Source organism: Methylopila turkensis (genome assembly GCF_027922325.1).
In the GTDB taxonomy this organism is placed as follows: Bacteria; Pseudomonadota; Alphaproteobacteria; order Rhizobiales; family Methylopilaceae; genus Methylopila; species Methylopila turkensis.
Genome location: NZ_BSFL01000001.1, coordinates 499,117 through 510,919, shown reverse-complemented (window position 1 = coordinate 510,919; position 11,803 = coordinate 499,117). Strand labels below are relative to the sequence as shown.

Here is an 11,803-nt window from a genome sequence, read left to right as displayed (position 1 = left end):
TCAGGCCTTGCCGAGCGCGCGCGCCAGCGCCTCTTCGGGGCCCGCGTAAGGCTCCTGCCGCTCGACGCTCCAGTAGCGCAGCTCTTCGATCGCGATCGGCTGGCCGGTGACCGCGCAGCGCACGAAGGCGCCGGGCCGCATGACCCGGAAATCGGCGTCGAGGTAGCGCACTTCGGCCTCGCCGGACGACGGCGGACGTTCGTAGCGGTTCATGGCGGCGTCTGGCTCCGTAACGCCTGAGCATATAGGCGAGCGCGTCGGCGGCCGCAAATGTCGGGCGTGGAAGGGGGTATGCTAGCGCGCGGCCGCGTCGAGAGCCCGCGCCCGCCGGCCGAACATGCGGCCGACCACGCGGTCTTTCCAGACGAGGCCGTGCAGCGCCGCCGCCGCGGCGTGGCCGCCGATCAGCGCCAGCAGCGTCCAGGACATCGGGGAATGGGTCGCGTCGGCGATCGCGACGAGCGCGTCGTTCGTCACGCCGGTCGGCTCGAACAGCCGGATCCCGAACACGTCCCAGCCCTTGCCCTTGCCGTACTGCCGGACGACGGCGACCGTGGGGACCAGGACCAGCAGCGCGTAGATCAGCACGTGCGCCGCCCGCGCCAGCCGTCCCGCGAGCCCGGCGCTGTAGGACGGGCGGCGCTTCCGGTTCGCGAACGCCCAGACCGCGCGCGGGATCACCAACAGGAGAACCAGCAGCCCGACGGGGCCGTGCGGCGCGACGCCGTAGATCGCGTTCAGCGTGGCGTTGTGCTCGCCCAGCAGCCGATAGGCCAGGACCATCGCGAACTGCCACAGCACGAGCGCGGCGATCGCGCCATGAAACGCGCGCGTGACCGCGCCGTAGCCGGCGGGGCTGTCGGAGAGCGCCCTGCCGATCATCCGCGACTCCTGCACGCGCCAGATCGGACAAGTCCTGCGCATGGCGCGAAGAGCGACGGCATCATGAACCCTTGACGTGCTTGCGCCGAGGCGAGTGAAAGACAAGAATATATCCTGAGTAACCCTTAGATCGTCGTATTTCAATGACGCCTGTTTGGACGATCACAGACACGTGCTTGCAAGACTGCGAATGTATATTAGAAGCGATTTAATCGGAGGGTTCCGACAGCGCGGCCGGGCGGCGGTGGCCGTGCGGCCGCTTGATCCCGGACGACGCGCGGGCCACATGATAAGCGGAAGCTTCACCTCGAAAGGTTTTCCCCAGCAATGACCGAACCTAGGGGCCGCGTGTTCGAAGAGATCGGTCGCCTGATGACCGACGCCGCCGGCGCGGCGTCCGGCGTGCGCCGCGAGATCGAGACCGTCGTGCGCGCGCAGGCGAACCGCGTGCTGTCCGAACTCGACCTTGTCCGTCGCGACGAGTTCGAGGCCGTGCGGGCGATGGCGCAGAAGGCGCGCGAGGAGAACGAGCGGCTGGCCGCGCGACTGGAGGTGCTTGAGGCGAAGCTGTCGGCCGCGCCTGCGACGTCCGCAGGCAGCGGCGCCGACGACACGGTCGTCTCCTAACCCAAGGATATCGCCGCGCCGCTATGCATTAGTTGTGTGCAGCGCGCAAAACGACGCCATATACTGATCGTGGCGGCTCGAATCGTCGCCGCCTCCGGGCGGGGCGCTTCAGGGTCGCGGTCGGCGGTCGGATCAGCCGGTCCGCCGGTCACGCGTGACGTCGTTCCCACGCCCTTCAAGGGCCCCACCCCGGGAGGAGCTCATGGCTCTCATCGACGTGGACGCCGAAGATCGCCAGGCCCATCCTGTCGACATGATCGAACGCATCGCGACGGCGAACGACTGGTCCTTCGACCGGTCGGACGACGACGAGATCACGATCTCGGTCGACGGCTCATGGACCGATTACCACGTGTCCCTCACGTGGATGGACGATCTGGAGTCCCTTCATCTCGCCTGCGCCTTCGACCTCAAGGTCCCCGATCGCCGGAAGGCGGAGGTGCACCAGCTTCTGACGCTCGTCAACGAGCAGATGTGGCTTGGGCATTTCGACCTGTGGAGCAAGGAGGGCGTGGTCATGTACCGCCATTCCCTGCTGCTCTCGGGCGGAGCGGAGGCGAGCATTCCGCAATGCGAGGCGCTGCTTCAAGCCGCCATCGAGGCTTGCGAACGCCACTACCAGGCGTTCCAGTTCGTGGTCTGGGCCGGCAGGAGCGCGAAGGAGGCCATGGAGGTGGTGGCCTTCGAGACGGCAGGGGAGGCGTGAGCACGCACATGCCCTCGTGACGGCGACGGATTCCGCCGGGCCGCTCGATCCGGGCGGCCCGGTTCTTCTCGTGGGCGCCGGCAAGATGGGCGGCGCCCTGCTCGACGGATGGCTGGCGCGGGGGCTCGACCCGCGCCTCGTCGCCGTCGTCGATCCGGGACTTCCCGAGGCCGCCGCCGCGGCGCTCGCCGCGAACGGCGCGACGGTCGCGCCCGAGCCCGGTGCGATCCAACACCCTTCCGCCATCCTGTTCGCGGTGAAGCCGCAGGTCGCGGCCGCCGCGCTGCCGACCGCCGCGGCTTTCGCAGGCCCCGAAACGGTGGTCGTCTCCATCCTCGCCGGAACCACGCTCGCGACGCTCGGCGCAGGCCTCCCGTCCGAGACGGCGATCGTGCGCGCCATGCCGAACACGCCGGCCGCCGTCGGCCGCGGGATCACCGCCTGCGTCGCCAACGCCCATGTCTCCGCCGGCCAGAAGGCGCTGGCCGACGCGCTGCTGAGCGCGGCCGGCGCGGTCGAATGGGTCGCGGACGAGGCGCTGATCGACGCCGTCACCGGCGTCTCCGGCTCAGGCCCGGCCTATGTCTTCCTGCTGGTCGAGACGCTTGCGAAGGCCGGCGTCGCCGCGGGCCTGCCCGCCGATCTCGCCGCCCGGCTCGCGCGCGCGACCGTCGAAGGCTCCGGCGAGCTGCTGCGCCTGTCGCCGGACGCTCCGGAGACGCTGCGCACGAACGTCACCTCGCCGAACGGCACCACCGCCGCGGCGCTCGCCGTGCTGATGGCTGACGACGGGCTCGGGCCTCTGATGGAGCGCGCCGTCCGTGCGGCAGCGGCGCGCGCGCGGGAGCTCGCGGGCTGAAGGGCTGACGTCGGAGCGGATGCGGGCGGTCGCATGGGGCGGGGGCGGACGTTCCCGCGGCCCCGTCGCGCCGCGAACCGGCTCATGGCGCCCCAGGATCCGAGATGTCTTACGTCGGTCGACGCCGCCGCTTCGCGACTAGCTCGCCTTCGTCCGGTCGATCGGACGCCTCTGATGCCACTACATTGAGCAGTACATTATAATAATAAAACTAAGAACCGGCTTACATTCGGTTTATTACATTAATGTGAAGCGCATAATCGTTTCGTGATCAGACTAGCACTAGCCCAAATCTGTGAGGCAATGTTTCCCTCCGCCGAGGGGGAGTGTTTCCCCTGTCGGGGGACCAATGAAGAAGAAACAACAACGCGTGGCGCTGTTTGCGGCCACCGGGGTGGCGGCTGCGCTGGCCGCCGGAGAGCTTCGCGCGCAAGAGGGCGGCGCGACGCGGCTCGATCAGATCGACGTAATCGGCGCTCCGTCGCAGACGCCGGCCGCGGGAGCGTCGGCGCAGGCGGGCCCCGTCGGTCCGGTCGACCCGCGTCAGATGCTGCCGGCCGATCTGCAGGGTTTCGCCGGCTCGGCCAACCGCGTCTCCTTGCAGGATCTCGAAAGCCAGCGCCCGCTCACGACTCATGACGCGCTGAGGAGCATTCCCGGCGTCGCCACCGTCTCGGACGACGGTTTCGGGCGGCACTCCGGCATCAGCCTGCGTGGTTCGCCGTTCCGCCGGTCGCGCAAGGTCCTCGTCATGGAGGACGGCGTTCCTATCAACTTCTCGCCCTATCTCGACGCCGGCACCCATTACACGCCGCCGCCGGAGCGCATCGAAAGCATCGAAGTTCTCAAGGGCCCGCTGGTGAACTACGGGCCGCTGAACAATCATGGCGTCATCAACTTCCGCAACCTTTCGCCGTTCGGGCCGAAGGAGACGGTGTTCAGCGCGGCGATCGGCGACACCAAGGGCGCCGACAAGAACCTGAACAACATGCGCCATGTCCATACGCGCCAGTCCGTCGACAATATCGGCGTCGTTCTGTCCTATTCGGGGCTCGACGCCGGCGGCGCATGGGACGTCGAAAAGCTCGGCTACAATGATTTTTACGCCGCGATCGGCATTCGCGGCGAAAATCAGGACATCACCTTCTCGGGCGGGTTCCACCGCCAGCGCGACCATTACGACGAAGACAACTTCTCAGGCACGCTGTCGGAGCTGAGGAGGTTCAAGCGCAACAAGAAGCGCGCCGCGGACAACGGCAATTTTCCGGTCGCATGCGGCAGCTGCTACGACTGGAACACCTACAACGCCGACTATTTCCGCGGCCAGGTCGCGCACAATTACTACATCGACGCCAAGACCACGCTGACGACGCGGATCTACGGCAATCATCACGATCGCGCCCGCTTCTATGTCAGCGACGAGTCGAACGATCCGCCGTCGGACTTCGTGATGGAGGGCCGCGACCGGCTCTACCGGAACGTGGGGGCGGACAGCCGCATCGAACGCGCCGATCTGCCGCTGTTCGGCGGGATGACGCACACGGTTCAGGCCGGCGTGCGCTACGAAGAGCACTTCTTCGACAACCAGAACCGCATCGGCGACACGAACGAGCGCCTGGACTTCAGCAACCGCGGCGACGACGACGGCGCGCAGAAGCTCACCGCCAAGTCCTTCGCCGCCTTCGCCCAGACGGCCATCAAGGCGACGCCGACGCTCACGCTCGTCCCCGGCGTGCGGCTGGAGCGCTACAGGATCGGGTTCCGCGATCTCGACGACTCCTCCAACAACGGAAACTCGAACTACCATCAGGTCATGCCGATGCTGTCCTTCGCGTGGGAGGCCATGCCGGACACGACGGTCTACGGCGGCTACCATCGCGGTCTGTCGCCGCACATCGTGCGCGACGTGCTCGAAGCCGACGACGGCTACATCGCCCCGCGCAAGGAAGTCGGCGACAACTTCCAGATCGGCGTCCGCACCAAGGCCGTCCAGGGCTTCACCTTCGACGTCGCCTACTTCCACAGCGACATCCGGAACTACCAGTTCGGCGAGGCCTTCCAGTCCGACCTCGGCGACCGGGTGTTCAGCTCGCTCGACAAGGTGCGCTTCGACGGCGTGGAGCTTTCGGCGCGCCTCGACAGCCGCGCCTTTATCAGCAGCCCCTGGAACCTCTACGGCGAGGGCGCCTACACCTACGTCCACAGCAAGATCGTAAAGGGCACGGAGGAGGGCGGCGCGGACGTCTCGGGCAACGAGGTCCCGGAATCCATGCGGCACAACGCCAATCTGACGGTCGGCGTGCAGCATGACAGCGGCCTCGACGCCAGCATGACCTGGAGCTACCGTGGCGGCTTCTACACCGACGCCCTCAACCTGCCGATGAACCCGCTCGACGTGGAGGAAGGCCGGGTCAAGGGCGCCTGGCTGCTGTCGGCGCGCGCCAGCTACAAGGTCACGCAGGAGCTGACGGCCTGGGTGTCGGGCCAGAACCTGACGGACAAGTTCTACATCACGGATCGCAGCGACGGCGCCAAGCTCGGCATCGGCCGCACCGTGATGGCGGGCGTCACCTACAAGTTCCAGTAAGCGCCTGATCGAAGAACGCCGGGCGCCGTTTCGGGCGTCCGGCGTTTCCGGCGTTTGAGCGTCCGGGCGTCTCCCCGCGCAGCCGCCATCGTCATGCCCGGCGAAGGCCGGGCGCCCGCGACTTCGGCGTGGAGCGCTACGTCCCCAGAAAATCGTGGATGCCCGGCTCCGCCGGGCATGACGCGTTGGACCGAATGGTCGGCAGGAGCCGACTTCGACCCGAACGTGTCCATGCGACGCAACGATTGCGACCTTCGAGCGGTTCTATCACCGACGCGCGCGATCCGGTTTGTCGTTACTGCGAGACGCCGAAAAGCGCGCTTCGTCGAACTCTTGTATGAAAAGGACGAGCCGCATGGCGAAAAGAGACATCAATATAAAGCACTCTGACGATGTCCGAGGCGCCGGCGGGGAACTGCATCAGACCGCGTCGGCCCCCGAGGCCCGCATCACCAGCAATCACGGCGCGCCGATCAGCGACAACCAGAACTCGCTCAAGGCCGGCGCCCGCGGCCCGACGCTGCTCGAAGACTTCGTCCTGCGGGAGAAGATCCAGCATTTCGACCACGAGCGGATTCCGGAGCGCATCGTCCATGCGCGCGGCTCGGCGGCGCACGGCTTCTTCGAGCTGACGGAGTCGCTCGCCGACGTCACCACCGCGAAGGTGCTGACCGAGGTCGGCAAGAAGACCGAGGTGTTCACGCGGTTTTCGACCGTTGCGGGCGGCGCGGGCTCGGTCGACACCCCGCGCGACGTGCGGGGCTTCGCGGTCAAGTTCTACACACGCGAGGGCAACTGGGACCTCGTCGGCAACAACATCCCGGTGTTCTTCATCCAGGACGCCATCAAGTTTCCCGACCTGATCCACTCGGTGAAGATGGAGGCCGACAGCGGCTATCCGCAAGCGGCGTCCGCGCACGACACCTTCTGGGACTTCATCTCGCTGATGCCGGAATCGACCCACATGGTCATGTGGGCGATGTCGGACCGCGGCATCCCGCGTTCGCTGCGGATGATCGAAGGGTTCGGAGTGAACACCTTCCGCCTGCTGAACGAGGAGGGCGTCGCGACGCTGGTCAAGTTCCACTGGCGTCCGAAGCTCGGAGCCCAGTCGACCTGCTGGGACGAGGCCGTGAAGATCGCGGGCGCGGATCCGGACTACCACCGCCGCGACCTCTACGAGGCGATCGCCGACGGCGACTTCCCCGAATGGGAGTTCGGCGTGCAGCTCTTCACCCAGGAGGAGGCCGACGCGCTGCCGTTCGACATCCTCGACGCGACCAAGATCGTGCCTGAGGAGGTCGCGCCGGTCCGCGTGGTCGGCCGCATGGTGCTGAACCGCAACCCCGACAACTTCTTCGCCGAGACCGAGCAGGTCGCGTTCCTGCCGACCAACATCCCGCCCGGGATCGACGTCTCGGAGGACCCCCTGCTGCAGGGCCGGCTGTTCTCCTATCAGGACACCCAGCTGTCGCGGCTCGGCACGGTGAACTTCCACCAAATCCCAATCAACCAGGCCAAGGGCTGCCCGTTCCAGAACTTCCAGCGTGACGGCCAGATGCAGACGGCCGTGCCGAAGGGCCGGGCGAACTACGAGCCGAACAGCCTCAGCGAGGCGGGCGAGGACGGCGGACCGCGCGCAGACCCCAAGGGCGGCTTCCGCACCGCCGCGATCCCGGTCGAAGGGACCAAGGTCCGCATCAGGTCCGAGACCTTCGCGGACCACTACAGCCAGGCGCGGCTGTTCTTCCGGTCGCAGACCCCGCCGGAGCAGGCGCATATTGCGAGCGCCATTGTGTTCGAGCTTTCGAAGGTCTCGCTCGAGCATGTGCGGCTGCGGGTGCTGGCGAACCTCAGGAACGTCGACGAGGAACTCGCGAGCCGAGTCGCGGCGGGTCTCGCGATCGACCTTCCAGAGAAGGCGCCGGCCGCGGTCGAGCCGATCGACCTCGACCTTTCGCCTGCGCTCCGCATCGTCGGCAAGTATCCCGAAACGCTCGAAGGTCGGGCGATCGGGCTGCTCGTGACGGACGGGGCCGACGGAAAGATCGTCGAGGCGCTGAAGTCCGCGGCCGAGGCCGAGGGCGCCAAGGTCAAGACCGTGGCGCTGAAGGTCGGCGGCGTGACGCTCAAAGGCGGCGAGAAGCTAAAGGCCGACGCGCAGCTCCAGGGCGCGCCGTCCGTCATCTTCGACGCGGTCGCGATCGTGGCGTCGGAAGACGGCTGCGCCGAGCTCCTGAAGGAGGGCGCGGCGGTCGATTTCGCCAAAGACGCGTTCGGGCACCTGAAGGCGATCGGCCACACCAAGGAGGCGCAACCGCTGCTCGACAAGGCGGGCGTCGAGCCCGACGCGGGTGTGGTCGACCTCGCGGGCGGCGCGGAGGCGTTCCTCGCGCCGGCGCGGACCCGTCAGTGGGACCGCGAGCCGAACGTCCGCATCCTCGCGTAAACGCGGCCGCCGCCCAGCGGCCGCCTCTGGCCTCCGGCGACGCAAGCCGTCGGAGGCCTATCACGCAAACGCCGCTCCGATCTGACTGAAGACGTCTGCGAACCATCATTCCACGAGCTGAACGTCCGCTTGAGGGCCTACTGCCCATGTCTCCTCCTGGCTCGTAGGAGAAAGCACCCATCGCCACTTTGCCTCCAGTCGTAGGATTTTTATCTTGACATCCGCCTAAATTCCCTGCAAGGTCAAAGGACCTTCTCCCATCGGGAGGCGTGGCCGGAACCGGTCGTCCGCGTGGGGGGAGGGCGGCGCCTGCGCCGTGGGCCTTTCCGGCGGCCCGCGTCCCGGGACGTCGGTCGCAGCGCAGGGTTTTGGACGCTCGGGGGCTTTGGCCCGCTTGTCGTCCGAACCTCGCGAAAAGCCGCCCGCCCTGCATTATGACGGGGCCGCGCCTAGACAGAGGCGCCTTAAGGCGGACGGACGCTTCGGAGCTTTTCGGAGTTCCCCGCGTCCGCCGCCGGAGAGCAGGCGATGCGACCGTCGCGAAAACGCCGTGCGGGGGCGCCGGGCGACCGGTTTTCCGAAGACTGCGGAACGAGCGGTGGCCCGGCGCCCCTGTCTCCTGACGACTGCGCGTTGATCTCATGTCCACGCTTCCGTCACGCCCGCAGCGGTCGCCGCCGCGGCGCGCGTAGCCGCGCCTGCCGAGACGGAGGCTGCGATCGCGGGGCGCTTCGTCATGGAAGCGCCGCCTCCGGCGTCCTATGTTCAGCGGACGACCCGATCGAACGCCAGGGAGGAGCTCCGCCATGGCCCGCAAACCGTCGAACGACGCCAAGCCCGATCCGAACGCCCCGACGCCGGAGGCGGCTTCGTCCGAGCCGGCCGCGGCCGCGCCGAAACCCGATCCGAACGCCCCGAAGCCTGATGCGGCCTCGCCCGAGCCGGCTGCGGCCGCGCCGAAAGCCGAAGACCCGCGCGAAAAGGTCGTCGACGCGCTGCTGGCGCTGCTCGCCGAGCGGCGCTGGGGCGACATCGGGCTCTACGACATCGCGGAAAGGGCCGCGGTCTCGCTGGCCGAGCTTCGGGCGCTGTTCCCCTCCAAGGGCGCGATCCTGGCCGGCTTCGTGCGGCGGATCGATCTCGCGGTGCTCGCGGGCCGCGCCGACGACCTCGTGGACGAGCCGGCGCGCGAGCGGCTGTTCGACGTGCTGATGCGGCGGTTCGAGGCGCTCGCGCCCCATCGCGCGGCGCTGAGGGCGGTGCGGCGCGGGCTCAGCGTCGATCCGCTCGGCGCCGGCGCGATGAATCAGGTCGCGGTGTCGTCGATGCAGTGGATGCTGGCGGCGGCGGGCGTGCAGGAGTCCGGCCCGATCGGCGCCGCCCGCGCGCAGGCGCTGGTGCTCGCGAACGCGCGCGTGTTCGACGTCTTCCTCGACGACGACGACGATCCCGGCCTCGCCCGCACCATGAAGGCGCTCGACGAGCAGTTGCGCAAGGCCGAGCGCTGGGCGCGCCGGGCCGACGACGTCGGCCGGCTGACGGCGCCGTTGCGCGACGCCTGCGGCCGCATCCTCGGCCGCGCGTCGGAGCGCCGCCGCGACGAGGCCGACGACGTGGCGACCGCCGCCTGATGGCCGACGGATCCGGCGCCGCCGCGACGCCCGCGATCGGGTTCGACGACTTTCTGAAGGTCGACATCCGCGTCGGCACCATCGTGGAGGCGGAGCCCTATCCGGAGGCGCGCAAGCCCGCGCTCAAGCTCAGGATCGACTTCGGGCCGGAGATCGGGGTCAAGCGCTCGTCGGCCCAGATCACGCGGCATTACGCGCCGTCGGAGCTTGTCGGCCGGCAGGTGGTCGCGGTGGTGAACTTCCCGCCGCGCCAGATCGGCAAGTTCATGTCCGAGGTGCTGACGCTAGGCGTGCCCGACTCCGAGGGCGAGGTCGTCCTGCTCGCGCCCACGCTGCCCACGCCGAACGGCGGCCGGATGTTCTGACGGCTGCGGCCGTCAGGGCAGCCGCAGCAGGTCGAGCAGCAGCTCGGCGAACCGGGTGTTGTCGTAGAGCTCGGGCATCAGCGCGATCGGGTTCGAGAACAGCGAGTCGCTCGCGACGATGCCGTTCCAGTCGAGCTTGCGCGGCGTGGCGACGCCGGCCGCCGCGAAGGCCTCCAGGAATTCGCGCGCGATCAGGCCGTGGCCGATGGCGGTCGGGTGCACGCCGTCCAGGCTGAACACGCCGCCGGCGCTCATCTTCGCCTTGCGGTCGACGGTGTAATAGACCGTGTCGACCGTGCGTCCAAGCTTGTCCCGCAGCGCTACGAGCTCCGGCGGGAGCACGTAGGGCGGGTTTCCGTCGTTGCGCTTGAAGGCGAGGCGCAGGAGCTGGGCGCAGATGTCGACCAGCACGTAGTCGACCTTGCGCCCGCCCGCGGGCGGGGCCTTGGCGTTGTAATCGGCCACCAGTTTCGCGATGGCGGCGTTGTAGCCGGCGATCGTCGTGTCGATCCCGTGCGCCTCGTCGCGGGTGAGCGAGTTGCCGGACCGCCGGGCGTAGTCGTGGTCGAACAGGAAGTAGGTGTAGCGGTCGAAGTACTTCGCGCTCGGCAGCGTCCCGAACGGGTCGTTCATGTCGTGCGAGGCGCCGACGCCGCGCGCGAGCGGCGCGATGGTGACGGCGGGCACGGTGGCGACGAAGACCTTGCAGTCCCGCTTGCCCGTTGAAAGCGTCGTATGGAGCTTGTCCATCAGGACGTCGTACTCCTCCGTGAAATGCTCCACGGTCCAGAGATTGTATTCGTTGCGTTCGTCGAGGCTCATTTTCAGCGGCGATTTGCGCGCGCCGGCGGTGCTCTTCACGCCCATGCGCACGACGGTGCCGAGCGCGTTGTTGGCGCCGAGCCAGACGACGACGTTCTCGACGCCCTCCGAGTGATGGTGATGCTTCAGCCAGCGCAACTGGCTGTAGTCGTTGAAGCGCGGGTCGCGGGACGGGTTGAGCACCGCGTGGGCGGTGCGCTCGAAGGCGGCGTTCGGTAGGTCGAAGAAGCCGTCGCCGGGGTTCTTGGTCTCCGCTGCGGCGATGCGTTCGAGGCACAGGCCCGGCGTCACCGTCCATGCGTCGGCGACCGTGAAGCCGGCCACCGAAACGTTGGGGAAGAACTGGCGCCGGCCGGCCTGGGGCAGGGCGATGTTGCCGAGGCCACGCTCGTAGTAGTCTTCGACGTCGTCCAGGATGCCATTGACCGAGGCCACGGCGAGCGGCCACTCGATCGGGCCGCGGATGTCGCTGCCGTATTTGCGCTGCAGGCTGCGCAGCAGCTTCTCGATGTTGATCGGCAGCCCGCCCTCGCCCCAGAAGGGAATGGGATACTGGTCCGTGCTGGTGGCGAGGCCGAGGCATTTCGCGAGCAGCGTCGAGTAGGACAGCTCCGTGCGCGCCGCGGCGAGCGACATGAAGCCCTGCGAGATGCTGTCGCCGATCGTAAACAGTTTCATGGGGAAGCGCCGGGAAAAGGGTTGCGGGACTTTCGCTGCTTACGCGACGCCGTGAACCACCCTGTCCGCCGCGCGAGAGCGGCGATCGTCCTCCAAGACTGCCAAATCGCATCGCCCGTAAATATACGGTCTAATGCGGATATCAATCCATGGTTGTGTAGCGCCACGGCTGTGCCGTGCCGGGACTCGGGCTCAGG

10 protein-coding genes are annotated in these 11,803 nt (G+C 68.0%); 7 read left to right on the top strand and 3 right to left on the bottom strand.

Annotated features, from left to right (window positions below):
- Nucleotides 1–213, bottom strand: a complete 213-nt coding sequence (locus PKE78_RS02370; protein ID WP_271199238.1) for a DUF2093 domain-containing protein — start codon at nucleotides 211–213, stop codon at nucleotides 1–3.
- Between the two features lie 81 nt (nucleotides 214–294).
- On the bottom strand, nucleotides 295–882 hold the full coding sequence (locus PKE78_RS02365) for a cytochrome b (RefSeq protein ID WP_271199237.1): 588 nt from the start codon (nucleotides 880–882) through the stop codon (nucleotides 295–297).
- A 327-nt stretch (nucleotides 883–1,209) separates the two neighbouring features.
- On the opposite strand from PKE78_RS02365, the gene PKE78_RS02360 reads away from it, so the two are divergent.
- From PKE78_RS02360 to PKE78_RS02330, 7 genes are all read left to right on the top strand, one after another.
- A complete protein-coding gene (locus PKE78_RS02360) occupies nucleotides 1,210–1,509 on the top strand; it encodes an accessory factor UbiK family protein (RefSeq protein WP_271199236.1) in 300 nt (99 codons plus the stop codon).
- A 202-nt stretch (nucleotides 1,510–1,711) separates the two neighbouring features.
- Nucleotides 1,712–2,215: a type III secretion system chaperone family protein gene (locus PKE78_RS02355; protein ID WP_271199235.1), complete on the top strand. Its 504-nt coding sequence runs from the start codon at nucleotides 1,712–1,714 to the stop codon at nucleotides 2,213–2,215.
- Nucleotides 2,216–2,300: 85 nt separating this feature from the next.
- A complete protein-coding gene (proC, locus tag PKE78_RS02350; protein WP_428981236.1) occupies nucleotides 2,301–3,074 on the top strand; it encodes a pyrroline-5-carboxylate reductase in 774 nt (257 codons plus the stop codon).
- Between the two features lie 370 nt (nucleotides 3,075–3,444).
- Nucleotides 3,445–5,661 carry a TonB-dependent receptor family protein gene (locus PKE78_RS02345; protein ID WP_271199233.1) on the top strand — a complete coding sequence of 739 codons (2,217 nt, stop codon included), beginning with the start codon at nucleotides 3,445–3,447 and terminating at the stop codon, nucleotides 5,659–5,661.
- A gap of 355 nt (nucleotides 5,662–6,016) precedes the next feature.
- Nucleotides 6,017–8,110: a catalase gene (locus PKE78_RS02340; protein WP_271199232.1), complete on the top strand. Its 2,094-nt coding sequence runs from the start codon at nucleotides 6,017–6,019 to the stop codon at nucleotides 8,108–8,110.
- An 806-nt stretch (nucleotides 8,111–8,916) separates the two neighbouring features.
- Complete coding sequence (locus PKE78_RS02335) at nucleotides 8,917–9,741, top strand: TetR/AcrR family transcriptional regulator (RefSeq protein ID WP_271199231.1); 825 nt, start codon at nucleotides 8,917–8,919, stop codon at nucleotides 9,739–9,741.
- Nucleotides 9,741–10,106, top strand: a complete 366-nt coding sequence (locus PKE78_RS02330; RefSeq protein WP_271199230.1) for a tRNA-binding protein — start codon at nucleotides 9,741–9,743, stop codon at nucleotides 10,104–10,106. Before PKE78_RS02335 ends, PKE78_RS02330 begins: the two co-directional genes overlap by 1 nt.
- 12 nt (nucleotides 10,107–10,118) lie before the next feature.
- Here PKE78_RS02330 and PKE78_RS02325 read toward each other — a convergent pair whose 3' ends face one another.
- Nucleotides 10,119–11,606 carry an SGNH/GDSL hydrolase family protein gene (locus tag PKE78_RS02325; protein ID WP_271199229.1) on the bottom strand — a complete coding sequence of 496 codons (1,488 nt, stop codon included), beginning with the start codon at nucleotides 11,604–11,606 and terminating at the stop codon, nucleotides 10,119–10,121.
- Between the last annotated feature and the right edge of the window lie 197 nt (nucleotides 11,607–11,803).

Excerpts from the sequence above, each read along its gene's own strand:
- PKE78_RS02370 (WP_271199238.1), bottom strand. The coding sequence starts at position 213 with ATGAACCGCTACGAACGTCCGCCGTCGTCCGGCGAGGCCGAAGTGCGC.
- PKE78_RS02365 (WP_271199237.1), bottom strand. The coding sequence starts at position 882 with ATGATCGGCAGGGCGCTCTCCGACAGCCCCGCCGGCTACGGCGCGGTC.
- PKE78_RS02360 (WP_271199236.1), top strand. The coding sequence starts at position 1,210 with ATGACCGAACCTAGGGGCCGCGTGTTCGAAGAGATCGGTCGCCTGATG.
- PKE78_RS02355 (WP_271199235.1), top strand. The coding sequence starts at position 1,712 with ATGGCTCTCATCGACGTGGACGCCGAAGATCGCCAGGCCCATCCTGTC.
- proC (WP_428981236.1), top strand. The coding sequence starts at position 2,301 with ATGGGCGGCGCCCTGCTCGACGGATGGCTGGCGCGGGGGCTCGACCCG.
- PKE78_RS02340 (WP_271199232.1), top strand. The coding sequence starts at position 6,017 with ATGGCGAAAAGAGACATCAATATAAAGCACTCTGACGATGTCCGAGGC.
- PKE78_RS02335 (WP_271199231.1), top strand. The coding sequence starts at position 8,917 with ATGGCCCGCAAACCGTCGAACGACGCCAAGCCCGATCCGAACGCCCCG.
- PKE78_RS02330 (WP_271199230.1), top strand. The coding sequence starts at position 9,741 with ATGGCCGACGGATCCGGCGCCGCCGCGACGCCCGCGATCGGGTTCGAC.
- PKE78_RS02325 (WP_271199229.1), bottom strand. The coding sequence starts at position 11,606 with ATGAAACTGTTTACGATCGGCGACAGCATCTCGCAGGGCTTCATGTCG.